The 20,814-nt window shown below is 43.9% G+C and carries 32 protein-coding genes; 6 read left to right on the forward strand and 26 right to left on the reverse strand.

The genetic code is table 11. The annotated features are described in order from the left end of the window. The first annotated feature begins 1 nt into the window (after position 1). Positions 2-460, forward strand: coding sequence for a hypothetical protein (locus tag ACX27_RS04165; RefSeq protein ID WP_062288827.1), 459 nt, complete (start codon positions 2-4; stop codon positions 458-460). Next, positions 460-2,739 carry a hypothetical protein gene (locus ACX27_RS04170; RefSeq protein WP_062288830.1) on the forward strand — a complete coding sequence of 760 codons (2,280 nt, stop codon included), beginning with the start codon at positions 460-462 and terminating at the stop codon, positions 2,737-2,739. Before ACX27_RS04165 ends, ACX27_RS04170 begins: the two co-directional genes overlap by 1 nt. Here ACX27_RS04170 and ACX27_RS31505 read toward each other — a convergent pair. Genes ACX27_RS31505 through ACX27_RS04180 form a run of 3 tightly spaced genes read right to left on the reverse strand, consistent with a single transcriptional unit; the run spans position 2,695 to position 3,561 of the window. Then, positions 2,695-2,997 carry a hypothetical protein gene (locus ACX27_RS31505; RefSeq protein ID WP_144427394.1) on the reverse strand — a complete coding sequence of 101 codons (303 nt, stop codon included), beginning with the start codon at positions 2,995-2,997 and terminating at the stop codon, positions 2,695-2,697. The two genes, ACX27_RS04170 and ACX27_RS31505, sit on opposite strands and share 45 nt — an antisense overlap. Next, the gene (locus ACX27_RS04175) at positions 2,997-3,305 is read right to left on the reverse strand and encodes a hypothetical protein (protein WP_062288833.1); all 309 of its coding nucleotides are present in this window, start codon (positions 3,303-3,305) and stop codon (positions 2,997-2,999) included. Before ACX27_RS04175 ends, ACX27_RS31505 begins: the two co-directional genes overlap by 1 nt. A gap of 13 nt (positions 3,306-3,318) precedes the next feature. Next, positions 3,319-3,561, reverse strand: coding sequence for a hypothetical protein (locus ACX27_RS04180; protein WP_235526495.1), 243 nt, complete (start codon positions 3,559-3,561; stop codon positions 3,319-3,321). 454 nt (positions 3,562-4,015) lie between these two features. Here ACX27_RS04180 and ACX27_RS04185 point away from each other — a divergent pair, with 454 nt between their 5' ends. Next, on the forward strand, positions 4,016-5,869 hold the full coding sequence (locus tag ACX27_RS04185; protein ID WP_062288840.1) for a hypothetical protein: 1,854 nt from the start codon (positions 4,016-4,018) through the stop codon (positions 5,867-5,869). Here the strand turns inward: ACX27_RS04185 and ACX27_RS30620 are convergent. From ACX27_RS30620 to ACX27_RS04290, 22 genes are all read right to left on the reverse strand, one after another. Then, positions 5,843-6,220, reverse strand: coding sequence for a lysozyme (locus tag ACX27_RS30620; protein ID WP_335337759.1), 378 nt, complete (start codon positions 6,218-6,220; stop codon positions 5,843-5,845). The genes ACX27_RS04185 and ACX27_RS30620 overlap by 27 nt on opposite strands. A gap of 104 nt (positions 6,221-6,324) precedes the next feature. Next, positions 6,325-6,753 carry a LuxR C-terminal-related transcriptional regulator gene (locus ACX27_RS04195; RefSeq protein ID WP_062288843.1) on the reverse strand — a complete coding sequence of 143 codons (429 nt, stop codon included), beginning with the start codon at positions 6,751-6,753 and terminating at the stop codon, positions 6,325-6,327. Continuing rightward, positions 6,750-6,914: a hypothetical protein gene (locus ACX27_RS32220; protein WP_158507339.1), complete on the reverse strand. Its 165-nt coding sequence runs from the start codon at positions 6,912-6,914 to the stop codon at positions 6,750-6,752. Before ACX27_RS32220 ends, ACX27_RS04195 begins: the two co-directional genes overlap by 4 nt. A gap of 46 nt (positions 6,915-6,960) precedes the next feature. Further along, a complete protein-coding gene (locus ACX27_RS04200; RefSeq protein WP_062288846.1) occupies positions 6,961-7,140 on the reverse strand; it encodes a hypothetical protein in 180 nt (59 codons plus the stop codon). Positions 7,141-7,181: 41 nt separating this feature from the next. Continuing rightward, positions 7,182-7,613: a hypothetical protein gene (locus ACX27_RS04205; protein WP_144427395.1), complete on the reverse strand. Its 432-nt coding sequence runs from the start codon at positions 7,611-7,613 to the stop codon at positions 7,182-7,184. A 37-nt stretch (positions 7,614-7,650) separates the two neighbouring features. Further along, positions 7,651-7,926 (reverse strand): hypothetical protein, encoded by a 276-nt coding sequence (locus ACX27_RS04210; protein ID WP_200929903.1) that lies wholly within the window; start codon positions 7,924-7,926, stop codon positions 7,651-7,653. Further along, a complete protein-coding gene (locus ACX27_RS04215) occupies positions 7,923-8,114 on the reverse strand; it encodes a hypothetical protein (protein ID WP_062288852.1) in 192 nt (63 codons plus the stop codon). The genes ACX27_RS04210 and ACX27_RS04215 overlap by 4 nt, the downstream gene beginning before the upstream one ends. 58 nt (positions 8,115-8,172) lie before the next feature. Continuing rightward, positions 8,173-8,352, reverse strand: coding sequence for a hypothetical protein (locus tag ACX27_RS04220; protein ID WP_062288854.1), 180 nt, complete (start codon positions 8,350-8,352; stop codon positions 8,173-8,175). 22 nt (positions 8,353-8,374) lie between these two features. Further along, positions 8,375-11,080 carry a hypothetical protein gene (locus ACX27_RS04225; RefSeq protein WP_062288859.1) on the reverse strand — a complete coding sequence of 902 codons (2,706 nt, stop codon included), beginning with the start codon at positions 11,078-11,080 and terminating at the stop codon, positions 8,375-8,377. Positions 11,081-11,089: 9 nt separating this feature from the next. Then, positions 11,090-12,166: a hypothetical protein gene (locus tag ACX27_RS04230; RefSeq protein WP_144427396.1), complete on the reverse strand. Its 1,077-nt coding sequence runs from the start codon at positions 12,164-12,166 to the stop codon at positions 11,090-11,092. Beyond that, on the reverse strand, positions 12,147-12,497 hold the full coding sequence (locus ACX27_RS04235) for a hypothetical protein (protein ID WP_062288865.1): 351 nt from the start codon (positions 12,495-12,497) through the stop codon (positions 12,147-12,149). The genes ACX27_RS04230 and ACX27_RS04235 overlap by 20 nt, the downstream gene beginning before the upstream one ends. Before the next feature lie 39 nt (positions 12,498-12,536). Continuing rightward, positions 12,537-13,010, reverse strand: a complete 474-nt coding sequence (locus tag ACX27_RS04240) for a hypothetical protein (protein ID WP_062288868.1) — start codon at positions 13,008-13,010, stop codon at positions 12,537-12,539. Further along, positions 13,010-13,408: a hypothetical protein gene (locus tag ACX27_RS04245; RefSeq protein ID WP_062288871.1), complete on the reverse strand. Its 399-nt coding sequence runs from the start codon at positions 13,406-13,408 to the stop codon at positions 13,010-13,012. Before ACX27_RS04245 ends, ACX27_RS04240 begins: the two co-directional genes overlap by 1 nt. Then, a complete protein-coding gene (locus ACX27_RS04250) occupies positions 13,405-14,118 on the reverse strand; it encodes a hypothetical protein (RefSeq protein ID WP_062288873.1) in 714 nt (237 codons plus the stop codon). The genes ACX27_RS04245 and ACX27_RS04250 overlap by 4 nt, the downstream gene beginning before the upstream one ends. A gap of 126 nt (positions 14,119-14,244) precedes the next feature. After that, positions 14,245-15,027 (reverse strand): phage tail fiber protein, encoded by a 783-nt coding sequence (locus tag ACX27_RS04255; protein ID WP_062288875.1) that lies wholly within the window; start codon positions 15,025-15,027, stop codon positions 14,245-14,247. Between the two features lie 3 nt (positions 15,028-15,030). Beyond that, complete coding sequence (locus ACX27_RS04260) at positions 15,031-15,246, reverse strand: hypothetical protein (RefSeq protein ID WP_062288878.1); 216 nt, start codon at positions 15,244-15,246, stop codon at positions 15,031-15,033. Then, positions 15,247-15,699 (reverse strand): hypothetical protein, encoded by a 453-nt coding sequence (locus ACX27_RS04265; RefSeq protein ID WP_062288881.1) that lies wholly within the window; start codon positions 15,697-15,699, stop codon positions 15,247-15,249. After that, a complete protein-coding gene (locus ACX27_RS04270; protein ID WP_062288883.1) occupies positions 15,699-16,031 on the reverse strand; it encodes a DUF4054 domain-containing protein in 333 nt (110 codons plus the stop codon). Before ACX27_RS04270 ends, ACX27_RS04265 begins: the two co-directional genes overlap by 1 nt. Then, entirely contained in the window at positions 16,028-16,483 is a 456-nt protein-coding gene (locus ACX27_RS04275; RefSeq protein ID WP_062288886.1) for a hypothetical protein, read from the reverse strand. Before ACX27_RS04275 ends, ACX27_RS04270 begins: the two co-directional genes overlap by 4 nt. Beyond that, the gene (locus tag ACX27_RS04280; protein ID WP_062288889.1) at positions 16,483-17,382 is read right to left on the reverse strand and encodes a major capsid family protein; all 900 of its coding nucleotides are present in this window, start codon (positions 17,380-17,382) and stop codon (positions 16,483-16,485) included. Before ACX27_RS04280 ends, ACX27_RS04275 begins: the two co-directional genes overlap by 1 nt. 127 nt (positions 17,383-17,509) lie before the next feature. Beyond that, on the reverse strand, positions 17,510-18,265 hold the full coding sequence (locus ACX27_RS04285) for a structural cement protein Gp24 (protein WP_062288892.1): 756 nt from the start codon (positions 18,263-18,265) through the stop codon (positions 17,510-17,512). A gap of 102 nt (positions 18,266-18,367) precedes the next feature. Then, entirely contained in the window at positions 18,368-19,540 is a 1,173-nt protein-coding gene (locus ACX27_RS04290; RefSeq protein ID WP_062288896.1) for a DUF2213 domain-containing protein, read from the reverse strand. 88 nt (positions 19,541-19,628) lie between these two features. On the opposite strand from ACX27_RS04290, the gene ACX27_RS04295 reads away from it, so the two are divergent. The 3 genes from ACX27_RS04295 to ACX27_RS34815 all read left to right on the forward strand — a co-directional run bounded on the left by ACX27_RS04295 (position 19,629) and on the right by ACX27_RS34815 (position 20,401). Beyond that, positions 19,629-20,024, forward strand: coding sequence for a helix-turn-helix domain-containing protein (locus ACX27_RS04295; protein ID WP_062288899.1), 396 nt, complete (start codon positions 19,629-19,631; stop codon positions 20,022-20,024). Continuing rightward, a complete protein-coding gene (locus ACX27_RS35620) occupies positions 20,024-20,137 on the forward strand; it encodes a type II toxin-antitoxin system HicB family antitoxin (protein ID WP_418006728.1) in 114 nt (37 codons plus the stop codon). Before ACX27_RS04295 ends, ACX27_RS35620 begins: the two co-directional genes overlap by 1 nt. 141 nt (positions 20,138-20,278) lie before the next feature. After that, a complete protein-coding gene (locus ACX27_RS34815; protein ID WP_256364383.1) occupies positions 20,279-20,401 on the forward strand; it encodes a hypothetical protein in 123 nt (40 codons plus the stop codon). Between the two features lie 184 nt (positions 20,402-20,585). On the opposite strand, the gene ACX27_RS04300 is transcribed toward ACX27_RS34815, so the two are convergent. After that, the gene (locus tag ACX27_RS04300; RefSeq protein WP_062288902.1) at positions 20,586-20,810 is read right to left on the reverse strand and encodes a hypothetical protein; all 225 of its coding nucleotides are present in this window, start codon (positions 20,808-20,810) and stop codon (positions 20,586-20,588) included. Positions 20,811-20,814: the final 4 nt, after the last annotated feature.

Below are 20,814 nucleotides of genomic sequence, written 5' to 3' on the forward strand. Positions count from 1 at the left end.
TATGGCTAAAACAATCAAAAGAATCCAATTTGATCCTCCAGGACAAATTGAAATCTTCTACGTAGAAGATGGCAGTACAGAATGGCAAAAATTCATATCTGATGCTGATTATCAAGAGTTTTTACTAGAACGGCAAACAGAAATTGATAATGGCGTACCACCTGCACCTACGCCTAACTGGGTTGGATTTAATACTGCAATGTTTCAAAATGCTGCTTACAACAGGATTCGTAGCAACACATCCAACCAACTAGACGGGGGCAGGGTTGAGGCTTTGGCTTTATCTTTAGCTGCTGGTGTTCCGTTTAATATGCAGATATTTGCGGTGCTTTGGAACAATACGATCGCAGGAAGCGAAACACCACCAACAGCAGAGGAAGCAGCAGGATGGAGAGCGATCGCCTCTACGAATAATATGCCGTTCACGTATAATCAATCAGGGTTGATTGAGGTGAGCTAGTGGCGTTAATTTCCCAGTATGCAGGCGTTGGCGAAACTTGCCCAGCCTTTACCGTTGCAGTTGCTAGTGGTGGCAGTCTCACAGGTTCGGGTACGCTGTATTTTTCGTTTCAGTTACAAAATCGCGCTGGGTTTAATATCCCTTCTGTTAGCGGCGCGATCGCCTATACATCTGGGCAGAAAATTACAATCACAATTCCCAGTACTGTGATGAAAGCGGGATGGGATATTCATTATTTTGTAGTATCAGCGGGGACAACCAGTGACCCATCTACCCATGTACAAATCGCCCGTTATCCTGGTTATTTATTCGGCGTAGGCGTAAACCCGCAATCAACCCGCGTCACCCTACCTCAAAGTATTGTCCTTTCTCGCCCTGCTCACATTGCCCTTGCGCCAACAGTTGCAGATCCCTATAACTTTCCCACAGGAAGCGATCGCCTAGACGGTCAAGTGCGTTGGGTAACAAGCGAAAGCAAATGGTATGAATATCGTGCGGATTCAGATTTAGATCCAAGTGTTGACGTAATTTCTGCGGATGTTGGCCAATGGGTGAGAATTGGTGGCGCTAGTACTTATGTATCAGATACTCAATCTGGCGTGGGGAGCGATCGCGCCATCGACACAATCAACCCCGACACTGTTCGCCCAACTCCCCCTTATCCTGGCGATGTGGGGTTGAGTAAGGTTTTACCTAGCTGGGAGCAACAGTTATGGATTTACAACGATAACGATACTTCGCTGCCTGCGGGAATTGAGTTTGGGATTGAGATTGAGTTCAACAACAAGCGATCGCCTGATCTGTTGTCGGGATTATTCTTGGTCAAGTTTATTGGATACGTTCAGTCAGACGGGACGATTCGCACTACAGATGGGGATGGCAACAATTTCCCTAACTGCGGTGCGTTTTTTTTCTTGGACACCAAGCTAACTACGCCTTTTGTGACTGCTGATGATTTGGCAGTGGGGGAGGCGATCGCGCTTGCGATCAAGCCTTACTTCTCGGTTGCCGAACTAAATAATGAGGTTGTTCCTGATTCAATCATTGGAATATACCCAGCAATTCGCCCCCAATCAGGCGACTACAACCCACTAGGCAAGATACTCCCTGATGGTTTTGTTTATCCTCAAGATGACTACTATCGCGTAGTTCCTGGTTCTGGACTGAATTACGACGTGCTTGAGGGAACTGCTTGTGTAGGCGGTTACGATTTCCCTAGTAAACCCCGGCGCACATTTTCAGGACTTTCGCCCAGCACTACAGGGCAGAAAGTAATTATCAACGGGAACGGCGCAGTATTTACAGAACCCAGTACGTATACACCATCGGCGAGTGAAGCAATTAGGGCAGTTGTGGGGACTGCGAGTGGTCTATCGAGTGCGGGGGCATGGAGTAGCTATGTTGGGGTGACGGCAACTCAAGCGGTTCGAGTTACCTGTGCTTATCCCTACTCTGGGGGTTATGGTACAGTCCGCAGCGATTACCCTGATGTACTGGCAGACAATACCAAAGCTATATTCAATCCACCAAAAGTCCGGATTTATTTACAGCGTCAAGACACTTCAGAGATTCGGGAATTTACAGGGTTTTTGGTTCTGCCAGGAACCACCCAACAATTCACGATCACCAACTGGAGTTCAGGAACAATTGTTCCTAGCGTCCCTGCGGCTGCAAGTGATTTTTGTTTGTTTGCCCCAGGAACAGCTACGCCAACAACCACCACGGGCGGCACATTTACCGCAGCTAACTATAGGGCCGCATTTGCTTTTGAATACGATGGCAGTCAAATATCTTCCGTCTCCCACGATTCACCGCCTTGTATTCCTGAGTATCCAGGGACATTTGAGCCACCTGCAATTGAAATTGATTCGACAATTACGGCTCCCGCCGGAACGCCTGCATCTGTTGAAAATCTTAGTACCTTATCGAATATTGCTCGACTGCGATTTACTATTCCACAAGGCCCAGCAGGAAATACCTGGACTACGAAATCCGCAAATTACACAGCCGTAGCAGGCGATCGCATCATTGCTGATACTTCGGGTGCATCTTTTACCCTCACCCTTCCCGCATCACCCACGACAGGAGACAATATCACAATTCTTGGTCGTGGGTCTTTGGGGACGAATGCCCTGAATATCAATTTCAACGGGCAAAAATTTAAGTCTGCAACCCAAGCAAGTCCCGTGACTTTTGCTAAAGATTACAGACAATTGAATCTTATTTGGATTAACTCAACTATTGGGTGGATACCGAGTCCTGATGCGGCGATCAGCTAAAATCGAAGTAATCACTGAAGTGCGATCGCCTTGTTTATCAATCCAATCTACCAACTCTTGCGGTAGACGAATCGTGACTTTTATTTTGGCTTTTCCTGTAACCGGCTTTCCGGGCGATCGCCTCTTACCTGTCACGGTTTCAAGGCATTTTTGACAATTTACTTGCTTAATATCGCTTGATGACTTTGACAGAGAGTTAATCCTTACCCCACAAGCGTGATATCCGAGTTGCGGATGTTTGTAGTGGATCTTAGGCACTATTCCCACCCTAAATCAAAGAACGGCTCTGGAATAGATTTGGAAATTGTTCTTGCAACAAATTCTAAATACTCCGCCGCGTATTCGTAAGTTGCAAATCCCTGTATTGTTGCGTGGTCTTCTGCTCTGGCTTCCCATGTGCCATCCTCTGAATTGATTATCTCTCCTATCTTTTTCTCGCCCACATAACAATCGTAATTGCCGGAAGAATGCGTACCCCATTTAGTTTGTTTTTTTGTGGGGCGCAATTCTATTTTATTAACTGACTCAATAGTTATTTTTCCAGACAAGATATCTAGTTCGTACATAATCAACCTCAACTTATTTGCTAGAGACGTATAATCTACCTTGAGCTTGAGCAGGTGCTTTAATTACACGAGTTTCGCCTTTGAGCCTGTCAGAAGCCCATTGAGCGTAAGCTACGGTTTCAAATCTGCAAGCGTCCTCTGGCTTGTCGCTAACAGGAACCCAACCCTTGCTCATGTGGCGAACGTAAAGCCAAATATCTTTCTTTTGTTTTTCGTCAAATGCCTTGCATTGAATTGCAAAGTATTCTTTTTCCACTTGTTTCTTGCTAACTAAAGTGGGTCTACGTCCAGCAACTTTCACCCAATACACAAACGCCTATTCACGGATTTCAATTATTTGATTTTCTTTGACGTTTAGGATTTGTGCGATTTGGTTTTTCATTGCCTTATTTCGACCTCAATATATTTATTGTCGTACACTAATTATGAGGTGTCAATAGTGTACGACAATAAATAATAAAAAGGAGCCAGAACTCAGGATATTTCGGTCAACAAGAGGAAAAGGGGCAGGGGGCAGGGAGCAAGGGGGAGAACCGGGACGAAGCTTGGACTCCGCCCCGTCTAAACGTCCTAGAAGGACGGGGGCTTGTACCCATGTTCCGCTCCGCTCCACAGCAAGGGGGAAGGGCTTGCTCCCCCTGCTCCCTGCTCCCTTCCCCCTTGCTTCTTCGGTCATAATTTAAGACGGATTCCCACCGCTCATCTACTTTATGCCCACAGACAGACAACTCCAAGACTTATTTAACCAACTAAACCGCTTCTTCCCTATAACAGCCGAGGGCGGCAAGGTAGGCGATCGCGTCTGGATTAAGATCGACGGAAAACGAGTGCAAGCAACCTATCACCACAATATTCAAGCAGGTGAATGCTTGGCGATTCTTGCTGATGATGGGCAGTATTATTTGGTGAACACTCAAAAGGTGGAACCAGTACAAAAAAATACTCGCGTAATTCAAGCTCGCAGAACCAAACCAACCACAGAAAAGATAGTACCAGCGAATTTTAAAGTGTTGTTTTCTGTGGTTGATGGGGGTGAGAGGAGGTTTTATGTAGGGGGCGATCGCCCTACACCTATACTTGTCGCCACTGTTCCTAATTCTGCGACAATTCAAGGTGCTTACATTACAAATAAAGGCAAACCATCTCAATACGATATATCGATTAAGTATCAACTAGCAGAGGAGAATTATTGTAGATATGTCAACAATATCAACGGTACGCAATATGATTTTGCCGACAACGTATTACTGAATGACTCCAATACCTTCCTTGCTTTTAGGGGAGCGGCAACCTGGATAAGTCCTGAAATTATTCCAGGAACGGGCTTTACAGACCCAGTGATAACGGAACCTTCAGGCGAAGACGGGGATCTTAGCGCCAGAATTGAAACTCAAAATCTTTTTATTGCTCCACCTTGGGATGCGCTTTTTGAGGGAAGCGGGATAAGTGTATTTACGGCTTATTGTCAGTTTGTCACCACAGAAAGCGGTAACTTGTTTTGCGAACCTTACAGGGAAACAAATGAAAATGATTTTAATATTCAAACTAAAAATTTTTATATTAATAAAACAAGCTCTGCCTATAATAACGGATTGTATACTATCAATAATTTCCAAGATTTCAATCCAACTAGCACCTTAGTAACTGGAACTTTTGTAGAAGATACAACTAATAATACTTTTCTCCCTTCAGGGGCTTCTTCTTTTTCTTATGTGTCTGATTATGATCAAGTGACGAACGACCAGGTATATACAATCACTGGTAATTTTTTGATAACTAGGGGTGTAAGCTTTATTCGAGAAGAAATGGGTTTCAGTTATCGCAATAACGACGGCGATATCACATATACAAGAGGTTCAACCTATTACTTAAACAACCGTGTTACCAATTCCGATAAATTTATTTGTTTGACTCAAGGCTTTTCTTTGGATGAATCAACTACAGCGATCGCTACACCACCAACTACTATACTCATAGATCCTGACTCTTTCTTGTTAGTGCATGGAATTACCCTGACCCAATTTTTTGATAGCTTGGTGGGCGAGGATGTAATTCTAGGCAAAATTAAAGATGCTATGTCCAGTTATTTAGCAAAGGGTAGTATCACTAGTTACACCTTTAGTTCTGGCGATTTATCTTTAGCGATCGCTGTTGATTCTGTTATTGTCGCTCCATTCGTCTCATTCGCAACAACCGAAGGCAAAGTTCTACTTGATAGCGGGTCGGTGTTTGAATATCTACTTTGCGGTGCGTCCAGCTTTCAAGCTATATTGCCATCTTCCCTTAATAGCTTTGCCGGGGTTAATTTATTCCCCGAATTAATTGATTCGAGTCAATATGTGCGTGATCGCCTTGTGACTGACAACCTAGTAAAAAATAAAATCTTCATCTCCCAAATCAATGAGGCGATGAAGACTGCCAATATTGCTGGTTATGCAGAGGAATGGAAAATCGATAGTGATGGTAATTTTATCAGACAGGATGCTTTGAGGGAAGGATTGATTTACTCCCTTGGGAATGCGGGGGCGACAATTCACTCAATTAGTTACTGGGCGAGTAAATAAATCAGCTTCGGCTAACCTGCGCCTTTTTAATCCTGCCTCAACATTGGAACCTGGGTTGCGGTATTTGACAAATACTTCCCTAGCTGCACCCCAATTCTTAGTATTTAGCATTGTGGTCATGCTGTTGAAATTGGGCGCACCGTGGAAACTAGCCCCTAAATTATAGCCAAAGCTGAGTAATGCGCCTTGCTGGTTTTCGTTTAATTCATGCCAGCAGGGGATTTTTTCTAGTTTTGGCAGGTAATCATTCTCTAATTGATGAATGAGTAGATCGTTGGCTTGTTCTTGTGTAATTTTATCGCCCAACTTCCATTCACTACCATCTAATTTTTTTGGTGCAACCCCATCCAATTGTGATTGGTTTTCCTCCAGATAGCGGATCGGGATAAGCTTCCAAAGAACAGCCTTCAAACAGCTTGATTAATTTAATTCCGGGTAGAGGTAATTTGGTCATATCAGGGAACTGAACACTTGCGATTATTATTCCCCGAATATGTAATTGGAAGCTTAACGCCTTTGGATTTCAAAAATCCGTGTATTGAACTAATATTTTGGTGAACAGATTCTTTGGTGATTTTTAATTTAATGGCTATCTCTGCCATTGACAAACCCTCTTTTCTCAACTGATACACCTTAAGACGTTCTTCTTTGCTTCTACACAAAACTGTCGCAGGCGTACTGATTTTATTGGTTTGCAGTATTTGTAATAGACCACCCGTCTTTCTAGCAACCCCAAGCTTGCTGTATATATTGCAGGCGTGGTAATTAACTGTTCTCTGACTTATTCCCAAGCGAGAGGCGATCGCCTTATAACTCATACCTCTAGCAAGTAATTCACAAATCAACCTTTCTTTGGGTGTGAAACAACGTAAAGCCAACATCATCTATACTGCTTGATACTTGTTCCCTGTATTTGAGATGTGCGCTTATCAGGCGCGATCGCGTATGTTTCACCGCGTAAACTTATCTCTAGTCCAATGTCGGTTTTTTTGATTTTGGCGAATAGTGATCGCCACGGTTCTGCCGCTTTTGCTGTTGTGTACATACAGTCATCAGTTATCAGTAAACAGTTATCAGAGGGGTGATCGCTCCTATTGTAATTTTTCTTCAATAAAAGCATAAAGTTCTTTTCTAATCTGGACTTTTACCCGCGACTGCTCAATATGATCTGAACTTGTTGATTCTTGAGGGGTAACATCAATAACGCCTTTAAGCATTTTTAATGCAGTTATTAAAGCTTCCGCGTCATCACTCCTGATGTCATCTGCCAAAGTTACAACAAGTATCTAGTAGTCACGCGATCGCTCCTCGCTTAATAATCATTCTTGCCATAATAAATCCTTGCTCTTGGATTTCTTGGCGTTCCGTCAGGAGATAAATACAGTCTTCCCCAAGTAAATTTGTGTTTATATAGGTTGAAGCAAGGAGGACGAAACAACCAAATACCTTTTTTGGTATGCAGTTGAAAAGCAAACATCATTGCATTGCATCCAAAAATAGTCAAATCTCCTATTGTTATATGTCCGCCAAACAGTTTAGAAAATATAAAATCTGCCATACGAAAACTAGGCGTAAATTTCCATAGCACCCACCAAGTCTTAATAAGTTGCGATGAACTCCAGATTTCACCTCTTAATTGAGAGTTCATCCTAAAATTCTTGTTTATTTCACACAGATCATCCCAGTCGATGTTTCCAGATTCAAAGTTTATGAAGTCTAAAACGTCGAATAGCGAATAATTCATTACGCGATCGCCTCCAGCCAAACTTTTCAAATACATGTTAACTGTCGCATTCTTCGTAAGTTTCCACAAAAATGTCATTTTTGCAAGGATAGAACTCGTTTTTCACCCCTTTAATAATCCAGTCTGTAGGGTTGGCTGCCATCGTGCCTTCAAGAGTTTGAATCAACATTATTGGGTGAGAATATTTAATTTCATCCGCCATTGCTGTAGTATCACCACAGGCTTTCATCCACTCAACAATCTTTAAGTAACTATCCATTCCATTGAATTGCATAGCCTCAACAACTACGGGCTTTTTTCTAAACTTAGTCACGCGATCGCTCCTTTAACAGCATCCCACAGTGATTCTGCTGTTTGTTTCCATCCAACCATTCTAGGATCGTCTGCTGGCATCTCGTGTTCTTCTTTGAGAGAATATCCCTCGTGAAATGCCAGTATTGTTACAAAATCGTTGAGGATTTCTTTTATTTGAGTCTCGGTCAATTCGTCGGGGTGAATCATGGCGCGATCGCCTCTAATGTACGTAATTTGTATTTTGTCTCAGTTTTATCTATCTACGTCAATCGTCATCATCATTAAATCTCAACTCAACAGTCTGACCACCAGAGACAACAGCAGATAAATCATAAAGATTCCCTGTTTCATGGTCTTGTATATACACTATCGCGTCAGGTTTAAGCTTTTGCAGTTCTTCAATTAAATCTGCAACTGTTACAGGAAACTTACCTTCATAATTCATGTTACGTAACTCTTATTTTGTCTCAAAAATTTCTTCTACTTCTAATTGTCGCCCAATCCAAAACACTCCCCAACGTCTCAGAAACAACATTAAACACACTCAGATTAGCTGTCGGGGCTTTTGGTTCTTTGGGTAAAGCTATTTTACTATAGGTAATTGGCGGATTTACCCACGAGCCAAGCGTGAGTGATGTGGCGTAGGTGATGCGTGGCACTCCGTCAACGACACCCAGAATATTTAGTTGAGTCTGCACGCTCAAAACTACCCTTTGCCGATACTCGCCATTGCACCAATAATTGAATCTGTCCCCGCTGCGAATTTGCAAGTTCCCACCAATTTGCAACGACTCAGTAAATCCATTGCGCCAATTCTCGATAGCTAACTTACACCTTAGATACACCAAGGCTTCATCCCAGGTTTTAGCTAGTGGCACAGATTCACTACCATTCACAGGGTCGTTTACTGTATACCCTGCACTCTGCACTAAATACCTGTATTGCTGCTGGTCGTTGGTATCGGTTTGCTTGGTATCCTGTGCTGGTTCTTCCTTGGCATAAAGCGGGTTGCGTTTGGTTGCAAGTGTTAATTCTCCAGTGATTTCTTCAGTCCAGACCTTTTCAACCGCTGATGCAATTTGCTGGTCTTGGGCTTTGAACTCAATGTGATGCTCAAGGATTTTTTGGGGTGTCAGTAAATCGCCGCGTTCAACAATGGGGTAGCCGTTCTCAAAACCAGTCGTTTTCTCTTTGTATTCTGGTGGGATGACTTGGCGGGATATCTGATAGCGCGATTCTTCCCCCACGATAAAATCGGGTTGCCCATCTTCAATATTTTTTCGAGAAGCAAACGCCACCATTTCAGTGCGTTCCGATTCCACGTAGTAGGGAGGTGCGTAGTCTGGGTTCAATAATGGGGTGAGTGAACTTGTGCCGTCACGATTGCACACCTTGATTAACTCAAATAATCCTTCGCTGGCTACATATTCAGGAAATAATTTGAGATAGTAGCTGGTGCGCCCAGTCACGGGGATGCGGAAGAAGTCATACAGCGAGTATTCGTCGTCAGAGGGGTCAAGCTCTAGTGTTTCCGGCGTTTGGGGGTTTTCTTGCTTGTAGCGTACAGTGTTATACCCGGAGGTGATTACGTAAAGTAGATAACCCGTGTTGTAGTCGTAGTAATAATCAGTTGTGGTTCGTCTCAGACACTGCCAAATACTAGGATCACCTGATAAATTACCTGTGGCATCGTTGTAGATCGAGTCGGCAGTGTAGGCAAATCCCCAAGTTTCATCAATTACTTGAATTTTCGTGCCATTCTCTTCAGTGACATAGCTGCGAGATTTGGTTTGTCCGCCAATGTCAAAACAAAGGGACATGGTTTTGATTTCACTTACACCTTCTAGGGGTGCATCTGCTGTTTTATCCCCTTCTGTCCTGGTGTCCCGCTTAAGTTCTTTGCGTACATACCTTGGGGTTTGCCCTTGGGTGCGTTCTTGTTCTTTGGCGTTGGTCTCTGTGAAGTCAACGCTCACTTCAATGTTGGGATACTCGAAGCCTAGCGCGATCGCTCCTTCCGCTTTCAATATCGGCGTAGGTACAGAGGTAATAGTAGAAGGGAAATTCACTAAATCTATTGTGGGGTTGTAGTCAGCGTTGCCCGAAGGGGTTGTCGAAGACATCGCGCCCAACCTTGTTTTGGAAGTCTTAGCGATCGCCTCATAACTCGTCTCAACTTCCCCTAAAATATCGCTTTCTTGATAAGTCCACACCCTAGTACTGTTGATGGGAACCGCTTGAATACCTTGGGCATTGGAGTAGCGGACAAAACAATTAGCAAGGCGCAGGCGATCGCCGAGTAGCTGCGCTGGGTTAACTGTTGCGTCTCTTGGGGTATCTTGGGGGATTTGCACTGGCGCTAAATTTGGGCCAATGTAGTTGATGCCGAGCTTGCTTAAAAGTCTGGCTATCGTTGTGTTACGATTTGGATCGTTTGTAGCACTGTAATTCACCGCACACTCTGGATCTTGAAACGGTTGATCTGTGGGTGTGCTGTTTTTTCCATCACTACGGAGAAAGCATGTCTGATCAAGATAATTCTCCCATCTTCCACCTAATGAAGCTGACACCTTGATTCTGCTATCTGGATAGATGGCGCGGGGTAATTCGGTTAAAGATAAGCTATTAATTCTTAATGGAATGCCGTATAAGTCAATCTCAGTTCCTGGCTTGAAGATATTTTGCAGAGATGATTTGCTAATTCCTGTCACCTCAAACTCGAATTGCGCTGTGGGGTGCTGCTCAAAAGATTCGCTCAGAGCGATCGCTCCCGATAGAGGTAACTTAGTAAATAGGTCTGGGTAAGGCGGTAAAAGTAGCGGAGGCGATATCTTGATTTGCTCTCTACTGCCTAATACCTTAATACTGCCCCCCGTTTGGGAAATCTGGATGGTTTTGGTGTAGGGATTATATAAAAATTCGTTACTTTGAGGATTTTCAGGGTCGATGGCAGGTGTGAGGATTTGCCCGTTGACTTCAATTGCGTTCACTGTGTCCCAATCACTAGGAAGCGCAATGCTTCCACCTGTATTCGTCGTGGTGTAAGTTTCATCTTCCCCATAACTTATCCGCACCAGTGGCGCGTAATAGTTGCTGTCGAATTGGATTTGAGTGTTGATTGCGGTGCGATCGCCCTTGGGTGTGGTGGGCAAGTAAGGGGAGGTGATGAGCATAATATTTGGTTAGCAACGACGAAATTTTAATCTTTTTGGTGGCAGCGGATTATTGGTAGACAGCAAATTAATCCCCTCAAGTTCAATCTCAGGGTAGTCGAGCGATGTTTCGTTGGTCATTGCTGCACCTATTTCCTTTTTCTTGTTGCCAACAGTATACAAAAAACCACCATTGGCTTCAAGTTTACGCCGCCAAAAAACATCAATTGAACAGTATTTTAGGTGCTTTTTGATATAGCGTTTTTCGTAAAACTCAGAAATCTGTTCACCCTGCGATCGCCTGTAAGTAATAATCCAGCAAGCACGAATGAGGCGATCGCGCCTTTCGTCTTCAACTCTAGAATCAATAATTTTGTAAGGCAGTCCTGCTAGGCGTAAGTATTTTTCAAGAAGTCTGCCTGCATCCACTGGGTAAGGACTAGGGGTTGGGGGATACCAACAACTAAATTCAGGATGTTTAGAGCGATCGCCGCAATTAATCCACAGACACGTATGCTTTTTGTGAGTGAGATACTTTAAAGAAAATTTGCAGGTATTCCCACAGTCACAACGTAGCAACCATGTGGGTTGATTGTGTTTATCTTTCTTACCTGTAAGCGCGATCGCCTCCAAACTTCCAAATCTTTGCCCAGCGATATCTGTAGGGCGACGCTTATTATCAATCAATCCTAACTTTCTTGCACATCCGCAGGATATTTGATTTTTATCCTCAAAGCTGCTTCTAGGACGTTGAATTAGCTGCCCGCAATCGCACTGCAATTTCCATAGTTGAATATAACTACCTCGATTATCTGGGACGCGATCGCCCTTCCCTAGTACAAGTAACCTGCCGAATCTTTGCCCTGTACAATCAGGTTTGCTTTTGCTTGCAGCAGCTTGCAACCTAACTTCTTGCCTGTAGCATCCGCAGGATGGAATAGCTACGCATTTACGATCAAAGCTATTCCTTACTCTGCTTACTGTATTCCCACAATCGCATTGCAACAAGTAAAGTGGGCGATCTGAGTTTGGACATCTACCATCACCCCGGATCACCGTTAATCGCCCAAATTTTTGCCCTGTAGGATCAGGTTTCGGTGGAACCATCTTCAATCACCACAAAGCCGTCAATTTCAGGTGAAAACCATAAACCAAAAGTGTGTATCCCACCAGGGACAAAGCTCATGATAGCGATCGCCTTTACCAAAACAGACAATCCTTTTTTGAATTTTTCTACGCTATTTGGACATACCAAGTATTCATCGGCTCTCGCCATTATGCCCTCTGGGTGTTCTGTGCTGGTATCTTTGCTGTATTGTAGCCATTCCCATTCTTCTGGTTTCACGCCACCACGAGATTTGATGCAAGCAATGAATCTGGGTACATTGTGGTACAGAAGTACGCGCATTTGTAGTAAATATTTTTGTTCTGAATTCATCGCAGGTTGTTCGGCGATCGCAGCGATCGCTCAAAGCAGTTATGGCGCAAATATTTTGGTGTTAATAACTGTATTTTCTAAAGGAAACTGAGCTTTTATATCAATTTCAAATATTAATAATTTATCTCCGTTTTTATGCTCGGCAATCGATACACTGCCAGATGGCTCTAGCTGCGAAATATCAAAATTTATGCAACTTGGTGTTTGTAGTTCAAAAAGTATTTGAGTCAAGATTGTTTCAGCGTCAGACCTAGGCAAGTCATCATATTTCCAAGAAGCATCAAAGCGATAAATTACTTGAAAGGGGATAACGGTTTCTGTGGTGACGATTCTTTGCTTACCAAAGCCTTGGGATTCTAAAAACGTAATATCAAGTGCTGGTTTGTCCAACCCAATCGACGGGGGTTTATCTGAAGAATTGATACTATCAGGTAATCCTAATCCCCAGCAATCTATTCTTAGTTTTCCTGATAGCCATGTTTTTAGCTCTTGGCGCAATTCTCCAATATTCATTAGTCATCCTGAGTGATGTCTGCTTCGATCTTAAACTTGCCTTTTTCTAAGGTACGGGTTGATACAGGTGAAGTGGTTTTCATTTGGATGTCATAAAAAAGCTCGTCACCGTCCATTAGTAATTCGGTGTCAGATGAGGCGATCGCTATTACCGCCTCAATCACGTTTGGGTTGATAGCACTAATAGTAATCCCCCCTCCACTCGCACTTGATTTGGAAATTACAGCATCTCCGTCAGGGTCGGAAATATTTACTTTTGCTGTAAATTTGAAACTAAAGTTTTCAGGATCTAAAGATTGTCCGGTAATTCGGACACGGATAACTTCTGTATCGCCACGAATAAAAGTGGAATTCTTGGGACTGCTTCTAGTGGAATCTTTGGTAATTACAAATCTCATTTATTTGCAAAATAATTGTATGTGTCCGGCTCGACTGTAAACTTATTGGTTTCTAATGTATAAACCTCATCTGCTAACTTATCAACTATTTCTGCTGTGTAAAACAAAATTTTTCTACCTACAAAATTAGCTGTATCACTGGGATATATTACTATTTGAGCAACTAACCTTTGATTGGTGCCAAGTTCAGATTCGTAAGGAGAAATATCAGTTACTTCTATGTCCCCTTGGTTTAATTGATTGGTTTTAACAAATAATGCTTTACCGTCAATTTGGTCTTTAGCGGCAAACACAATCTCAGGCTCTGTCGGGAAATCGCCAATAGCAATTAATTGAATAATTGTGGTGTCACCGCGCCGCAAAGTCGCATTAGCTAAAAGTGCTTCGCCAGTACTTTTAAGAATAGTCAGTTGCCCTGTTGGTGGCAGTGGGAGATTCCGTCGCCGCAGAGCCAGCATTGATACTTCATCTTTGCTGTCGGTATCGATATTTAAAATCATCGCCCGTTTCGTGTTGGCAATCACCCCTGGTAATTCATCATTAACCGAGATTGGCGATCGCAGCGCCAAAAATGCGTTATGGGTGCATTCGGGTGAAGGCGTATCAATATTGATTTTGCCTTCAATGCTGCGGTAAAAGTTGAAAGCAGTGATTTGGGAGGATGCGGTGTTGAAGTCGGAGAACGTTCTACTTGTTAGCCCTACTCTCATAAAAAAAGGCAGAAGTTCGGAGGCAGAAGGCAGAAGGTTGTTTAATCGTGGGTAGCGTTAATTTTCGGCAATTGAGAGCAACAGCATCTTTCCTTCTGCCTTCTGCCTTCTGCCCTCTGCCTTTCCTCATGCTTTAATAATTAAATTTCCTGGCGAAATAAACAATTTATCCTTGCGGTAAATAGCGCGGCGAGTGAGGGGTGCTTTCCACATCACGTTATCCGCATCGTCTTTAATGGCAAAACCAGCTATTTCTGGTAGGTCTACATCTGGCTTAGGGAATTCGATAACTTGAGAGTTAGCGATCGCTCTGCCTGATGGCGCACTCCAGTAGGATGTATTACAAGGAACCATCGGAAATTCGTAATCAGCAACATTGATTTCTTGGATGGTGTCGCTATTATCAGGCGGGGAAGAAAGAAGGACAATTTTAACAAAAGGTGGTGGAGCAATGCTTACGCCCTTAAGGACATTTAATCGCTTATTTGCCCACCAAGTTGAGGAATACTGTTTGCGGAGTGCCTTAGAAATAATCAAATTGCCAGTATCAAAATAAGGAGGATCACCTGCATTGATAATCTTGGTAATCTCATTTGTGCCAAAATACCAGACATTATCGTCGGTATCCGTCAACGCTACGCCTATGGGGGTATCCCATGCGGTTGTAGGTACTTCAAATTCCAGTTCAGCAATATTGGCAATTTCGCGGTTTGCTGCATTTCCCCAGTGAGTTGTTAACAAAGAGTAGGGTTCGTATCCAGTGCCAGTTATATCTGTGTATGCGCCTGTGGAACTTGGTACATCCTTGGTAAGATGCAATTGCAATCCGCCGCTGGGATACTCAAAAGCTACGCCGCGAAGGATAGCAAGCTCTTTATGTGCTAAATATTCTGATTGTCCCTCAGCCATTGCTTATACCGCCTTTTGCGTAAAACACTCAACAGTATTCCCTTTGACTTTGTAATCCAATGTATCTCCGTCTGCATTTACAGGATGAATATAAAAGCTCACCTGTCCTTCCGCGTGGCTATTGAAATCAACCCTCAGCGCAAAATCAATAGCTTTGCCTTCATGAGCGCGAAGGTATTCTTCTAGCGTTGTTGTAACCGGTTCGGGTTTTGGCTCCATTTAAATTCCTCTTCTTTCATCCGTGCGACGACGTAAAATCAAATTCCAAGTCAAGGGGAGTTCGTCAATACTGACAAACTCTGCCTCAAAACCACCTACAATCCGATCTAGCAATAACTGGGCATCAGCAAAATAAGAAATTCCTGTACCAACAATCCATTCGCGGGGATACTTCCGACTAATTCCTGATACTTGCAAATCATCAATCTTAATTTGCAAGTCAGTGTTGAATGCAGAGGCGATCGCGGGAGGGACACGATCAATTATGGGTTTTGGCTCAACTGCAAAATACTCAATCTTTAACCGCCCATCTTCTTGAAACCTGCGCTGGATGATCAGCGATCGCGCCGTGGGGATGCCAAAAGCATCTACTAAGGGAGCAATGCAATCTCTTAGAGAAATCATTTGCTGTGTGTAGTTGGTTTTTGGTCGAGTATCTTGTGTTGGTTCCATCAGATTACAAATCCGCTAACAGGAAGTCCGCGCCGCATCTGTAAATACTGTTGCCCCCAAACAGTACCAGTGAACCAGCTATCAGAATCCATCCTGTTGTTTGCGTCCTTACCCTTGGCGTTCTGTACAGCACTTGCCGCAATCGCGCCTATTTGTAGCCACCGCATAGCTAAAATATGGGCGGTCACAAGAGATACAGCCAGTGCGCGTTTATCTTGCCATACATCAGCAGGGCAGAAAACTGCCGCTTCGTTAATTGCTGCTTGGATTTTGGATTCTTCCAGGGTTTGGAATTCGTCGTAGTTAGCGAGGAAGTCTGATGGCGTGATCATTCTTCCTCCCCTGCCCCTCCGCTCCCCTGCCCCTCCGTCTCCTCTGGCGGTGGCACATTTACTTGTGGGGTATCTGTAGTCATTTGCTCTTTAATGGCTTGCTGAACTTTGGCGCGTTTCTCAATTTTCTGCCAGCCCTGTAATAAGCTCATGCTGTAAGTCCGCTTAACCAGCGCGATCGCTTCTGATTGGTTTTTCGGCAGTGGTGGTACTTCGGGTTCTGTGGACAAGGAAGATTTTGAGGACTGAGAAATTATCCGCAAAATCCCTTCTTCCACACAACTATTGATAGCACCAGCGAGTACGGGGTGAGATGTCAGGGATTCCCAGTCAGACGCTTCATAAGACTTGACACCGGGGACAAAAGTTACACTTCCCGCGATCCACGGGCCAGAGCGCGGAGGGTAAAACCGACTAGGATTATACTCAATTAACACTTGCGCTTGCGCCATTACAGACCCTCCACAATCACGGCACTCAACTCTTGAATCATCGTTACCCCAGCGAACCGCTCATGGCAGTAAATTACAACTTCTTTGCCACTGTCATCGGGAGGGAGTTGCTCAAAATCACTAGGAACGTTCAAGGTTACGCATTCAGGATCGCGCACAAAGAAGATCATAATATCTGATCCGTTAATCCCTGCACCTTCACATTGAGAACACCAATCAACAAAATTGATATTAGGGTTGGCTTTGCGGAACAAATCCATCAAGAATGTGTCCGACTGTTCAGATCGCGAAGTACTGCTCAAGAAGCCATGATCTGCCTTGGTCATGAGGCAAGCCGTAACTTCAAACTCGCTCAAATACCAAGGGACTCTTGCCCAGTAATTGAGGCGATCTAGCTTGGTTTGATTGGATACAGTACTATCTGTAATCCTGATATCACTTAAAACTCTTGGGGTTGTGGGGTAGGTAAGGAGTCCTTTAATATCAGAACTAGGATCGCCAAGGTAGGCAAGGTGGTTCTCAGTTTTCATGATAAACCGTTTAGCCGCCATCGCCTTGCGGTCAGTTAGATTCCGCCCCGCCATTGCCGCTGAGCGAATTTCTTGGAAGTTGTAGCCGTAGCTATCACCAATCGGACGTACTTCCACTCGCACCCGTTTAGCTACCACGTCCACGCGAGGCCAATCATCAGAGTAGGAATTGATGATTTTAGCCATCCCCACTTCTGAATACATATCATGAGAAATGGTTTCCGCGCCGGGGCCACCTTCACGAGAAATGGGGATGTGCATCCGGCATTTGTACTCAGGAATCTTCTTTTCATAAACCTGAGTGCGGACATATTCTAATTGCTGGTCTAGAAAGGCGCTTTCGCCTTCATCTAATACTTGTCTAAGCATTCTTAATAAGGCAGGAGTTCGGAGGCAAAAGGCAGAAGGTGGTTATTCATTTTTAATGAAAACTTTCGGCAACCGAGAGCAAAGACACATTTCCTTCTGCCTTCTGCCTTCTGCTCTCTGCCTTTCTTTAGTCTACAAATATTTCTGTTCCGTTCAATAGCAGTTCTGCTATTTCAGTGCCACCTGTGATCCATTTAGCTCCTTGGAGAAGAATCACACCACTACCGGATGTGCCAGTAAAACCGCCAATCTTGTCTAAAGAACCGTCTGCGGATACGCGCACATACACACTAGAGTCTAGTGTTACAGCAGACTCCACCGCTACCCAAACAGATCCTAGTTGAACTACAGCCATTGGTTCTGTATGGCGATACTCAGCTTTATATTGACCCTCCGATGGGTTGTAAAGCTGTTGCTTGTGGTTGTGCAGTGTTACGCCCAAGAATCTCTGGAGATCGCTGGTGGGTAGCCTGCCAACATTTTCAGGATCAGATGTTGCCCTAGCTACTGCTAAACCAAAACCAATAGCAGAAGAATTAGCTGCGGCTGTTGTTGAGGCGATCGCGTAACCAGATCCACCCCCAAGAATGGTGGCATCGAAGGAAGCACCAGGATAACCAGTAAGGGTAAATGTACCTGCACCTGTGGCGATCGCGGCTACTCCCACCCCAGTAAGATTAACTGCGGCGATCAGTCCATCGCGGATCTCTGTAGCTGTAGCTGTAGCATCTGATGTGTAATCAATTAGGATGCCATCAATAATTAATCCGTAGGCGGTACTATTGGCGGCTGTGCCAACAGTTACGGTATTGACCTGCCTTACTTGGTTTGAGGCATTAATAAGGGTGGCAATTCCGCCAGGAATACGGCGAGAACCCTGCATGCCAGGGAACGCAACGGGAGACTCGATTCTATCTATTGAAGTCATGGGGGTGAAAGGGGGGTAGGGATGGGGCTGGAGAGGGACTTGCCATTAATCAATCTCCTAATTTGTCGTCATCCAAGCTTTGTCATCATCACACATCGCCTTACTACGAGAAGCTTTAGCATCTCCAGCATTGAAAGCATTCTCAACAGCTTTCATGATTCCCTTAGTTTTATCGGCTTTGGGTTTTTTGGAGTGCAGCATAAACTCAAACATGCCATCTATGCGATCGCTGTTGTAGCCGTCCAATTTGACACCAGGGTTATCATTTTCAACAGCCGCACGCTTAATCTCGTCGGCAGTCATTTTGGGATCTGGGGACTGTGCTAATGCTTTGGGTAAGAATGGTTTCGCTTTTTGCCAAGCGTCAATCCTAGCGGTTACTTCCGAGGCGATCGCGCTATCGTAAGTTGCTTTGTGATGTTCAAGGTCAGACTTGGCTGTTGCCGCATCAGTCTTTGCTTGGGTTAACTCGGTCTTAGTGGTTGATAATTCTTCCCTCAATTGATTAACCGTGCTGTCGCGATCGTCAATTCGGGCTTCTAGCTCCTTGATTCTCCGCGCCTGTACATCTTCCCGGCTCTCAGTTTTTCGGGGAGGTGTATCTTTGGTTTGTTCGTCTATTTTTTCTTTTGCTTCTACAGTCATAGCTGTTTCATGGTTATCTAGTTTGGCAATAAAAGCTTTTTTCTTGAGGGGGCGACTAACCCAAGGCATTTCATCAATGTGTATTTTTACATTCGGGCCTGCCCTCCCTACCTCTATCGAAGAAACGTGATTACCTCTAATTCTTCTTTGAATGGCATCGTAATTTTGACCGCGCCATACTCCAGGAGTAAAATCTAATTCGCAAGTATATCCGGCTGATAATTCCCGTTTCCTACCACTAGCTATTTCATCAATTGCCTTAGCGTCGGTTACGCTAATTGCGACATTAACAAAACCTTGTTGGTAATAAACGGTGGAATCTGTGAATCCGGTTTGGTAAAGTTTTGTATTTTCACTGTTTAAAAATTCTGGAGGGTGATCGACGGTATGCGGCTTTAATCCGAAACTGGCCAGACTTTCTGGATCTGCTACCTCTTCGGGAGGGCGCAGCTCTCGCCGAGGCGTACCGTCGGCGTTATAGTAAGTCTGTACGCCAATCCGAGCGATTGTCGCCCATGCCCTCAAATATCCTTCGGGCGTTATTTCATATTTATTTATTCCTCCAGTATCTACTCTGTATTCCATATAAAAGATTTTGTATTCTGAACAATATTTGCATGGACTAATATAATAGGATTTAAAAATCAAAAATTTCCTGAATATAAGGCAAAACATGTATAACCCAGAGGTGTATTTTCCCTTGAGTTTAAGCAATCAAAAAGCGAGAAAATTATACGCGATCGCCAAACGCAGGGGATGCACAATGGTTGATTTAATTAAGGATATTGTCGAAGATTATGTTAATGATGTTCAGTTAATTGGGGTGAATTTGCAAATACCAATCCTGAACAAAAATCAAGTTACTCCAAGAAGAATTATTGGTGAGAGAATATCGATGTTTCGCCAAGTAAATGGTTTTACTCAAATGGAATTAGGTAAAGCTGTCGGATTAGATAGAAGGACAATTTCTGGGATTGAATTAGGATCGCGCCGGCTGGATGTTGTAGAGGCGATCGCGATCGCGCAAGTTCTTGGGGTAGAGTTGAAAGAGATACTGGAGGTTTGTTGATGCAGTATTCAATCGTAATCGAAAAAGGTAAAACTAGTTATGGCGCTTGGGTAAAAGAGTTGCCTGGATGTGTAGCTGTAGCTAAAACAGAAGAAGAAGTTAAGAAGCATTGATGAAGCTATAGCTTTTCATTTAGAAGGAACAATTGTTCCTGAGCAATAGGTATAATATATAGTAGCGATTCGCACCTCGACTAAATAGGACGCGGGTTGATTCGTGGTTAAACGAGTCTTAGAAAAGCAGAGGGACTGCTATTGACGGGGAAAGCAACTGTAACCCTGACCTTCGTGCCGATTCCGTTCGCGGTAGTTGTAAAAAGTATGGCGGCTTGGCGCGATCGCTCTCCAAGTAGCTTAGGCGATATGTGTAAGCCCTAAGAGCTTGGAGTGCGGTGTGTTGCAGAAACCGTTTAAAACAGCCAGGGATTATGCACGCCGTACTTGGCAAAGTGGCAGAAAGATAATGCACCCAGCCACGGGGAGAAGAGGTAGTTGAGGCTACCGTCTTGGCAGACGACAACAGGCTTCTCAATTGAGGGTTTGAGTCCCTTCTTTGCCATTATCACAAAAAGGCTTGGGTATTTAGCACTAAAAATTGAGTTTTGTGATGCTCAAGCAAGTCCAGCTTTTCTTGTTCGAGCAAACTTAATCTATGTTGATAGTATTCGGGTACATAGTGTTCTTGTAATAGCAGTTTCTTGCAATCAAGGATTTCACTGTTGACCTTTTGTAGCTCTATATTTTGCTGAACTGCTAGTATACGCTTTTGAGTTTCGATAACATTCATAAAT

The organism is Nostoc piscinale CENA21 (genome assembly GCF_001298445.1).
In the GTDB taxonomy this organism is placed as follows: Bacteria; Cyanobacteriota; Cyanobacteriia; order Cyanobacteriales; family Nostocaceae; genus Nostoc_B; species Nostoc_B piscinale_A.

What these genes read in the sequence shown, in the direction of transcription:
- ACX27_RS32220 (WP_158507339.1), bottom strand. Translation starts at nt 6,914, where the DNA reads ATGTACACAACAGCAAAAGCGGCAGAACCGTGGCGATCACTATTCGCC.
- ACX27_RS04230 (WP_144427396.1), bottom strand. Translation starts at nt 12,166, where the DNA reads ATGGTTCCACCGAAACCTGATCCTACAGGGCAAAAATTTGGGCGATTA.
- ACX27_RS04280 (WP_062288889.1), bottom strand. Translation starts at nt 17,382, where the DNA reads ATGCTTAGACAAGTATTAGATGAAGGCGAAAGCGCCTTTCTAGACCAG.
- ACX27_RS04285 (WP_062288892.1), bottom strand. Translation starts at nt 18,265, where the DNA reads ATGCAGGGTTCTCGCCGTATTCCTGGCGGAATTGCCACCCTTATTAAT.
- ACX27_RS04220 (WP_062288854.1), bottom strand. Translation starts at nt 8,352, where the DNA reads ATGAATTATGAAGGTAAGTTTCCTGTAACAGTTGCAGATTTAATTGAA.
- ACX27_RS04215 (WP_062288852.1), bottom strand. Translation starts at nt 8,114, where the DNA reads ATGATTCACCCCGACGAATTGACCGAGACTCAAATAAAAGAAATCCTC.
- ACX27_RS04300 (WP_062288902.1), bottom strand. Translation starts at nt 20,810, where the DNA reads ATGAATGTTATCGAAACTCAAAAGCGTATACTAGCAGTTCAGCAAAAT.
- ACX27_RS35620 (WP_418006728.1), top strand. Translation starts at nt 20,024, where the DNA reads ATGCAGTATTCAATCGTAATCGAAAAAGGTAAAACTAGTTATGGCGCT.
- ACX27_RS04175 (WP_062288833.1), bottom strand. Translation starts at nt 3,305, where the DNA reads ATGTACGAACTAGATATCTTGTCTGGAAAAATAACTATTGAGTCAGTT.
- ACX27_RS04275 (WP_062288886.1), bottom strand. Translation starts at nt 16,483, where the DNA reads ATGGCGCAAGCGCAAGTGTTAATTGAGTATAATCCTAGTCGGTTTTAC.
- ACX27_RS04205 (WP_144427395.1), bottom strand. Translation starts at nt 7,613, where the DNA reads ATGAATTATTCGCTATTCGACGTTTTAGACTTCATAAACTTTGAATCT.
- ACX27_RS04295 (WP_062288899.1), top strand. Translation starts at nt 19,629, where the DNA reads ATGTATAACCCAGAGGTGTATTTTCCCTTGAGTTTAAGCAATCAAAAA.
- ACX27_RS04265 (WP_062288881.1), bottom strand. Translation starts at nt 15,699, where the DNA reads ATGGAACCAACACAAGATACTCGACCAAAAACCAACTACACACAGCAA.
- ACX27_RS04260 (WP_062288878.1), bottom strand. Translation starts at nt 15,246, where the DNA reads ATGGAGCCAAAACCCGAACCGGTTACAACAACGCTAGAAGAATACCTT.
- ACX27_RS04225 (WP_062288859.1), bottom strand. Translation starts at nt 11,080, where the DNA reads ATGCTCATCACCTCCCCTTACTTGCCCACCACACCCAAGGGCGATCGC.
- ACX27_RS04245 (WP_062288871.1), bottom strand. Translation starts at nt 13,408, where the DNA reads ATGAGATTTGTAATTACCAAAGATTCCACTAGAAGCAGTCCCAAGAAT.
- ACX27_RS04195 (WP_062288843.1), bottom strand. Translation starts at nt 6,753, where the DNA reads ATGATGTTGGCTTTACGTTGTTTCACACCCAAAGAAAGGTTGATTTGT.
- ACX27_RS04270 (WP_062288883.1), bottom strand. Translation starts at nt 16,031, where the DNA reads ATGATCACGCCATCAGACTTCCTCGCTAACTACGACGAATTCCAAACC.
- ACX27_RS04255 (WP_062288875.1), bottom strand. Translation starts at nt 15,027, where the DNA reads ATGGCTGAGGGACAATCAGAATATTTAGCACATAAAGAGCTTGCTATC.
- ACX27_RS04185 (WP_062288840.1), top strand. Translation starts at nt 4,016, where the DNA reads ATGCCCACAGACAGACAACTCCAAGACTTATTTAACCAACTAAACCGC.
- ACX27_RS04165 (WP_062288827.1), top strand. Translation starts at nt 2, where the DNA reads ATGGCTAAAACAATCAAAAGAATCCAATTTGATCCTCCAGGACAAATT.
- ACX27_RS04240 (WP_062288868.1), bottom strand. Translation starts at nt 13,010, where the DNA reads ATGAATATTGGAGAATTGCGCCAAGAGCTAAAAACATGGCTATCAGGA.
- ACX27_RS04235 (WP_062288865.1), bottom strand. Translation starts at nt 12,497, where the DNA reads ATGAATTCAGAACAAAAATATTTACTACAAATGCGCGTACTTCTGTAC.
- ACX27_RS04250 (WP_062288873.1), bottom strand. Translation starts at nt 14,118, where the DNA reads ATGAGAGTAGGGCTAACAAGTAGAACGTTCTCCGACTTCAACACCGCA.
- ACX27_RS04290 (WP_062288896.1), bottom strand. Translation starts at nt 19,540, where the DNA reads ATGGAATACAGAGTAGATACTGGAGGAATAAATAAATATGAAATAACG.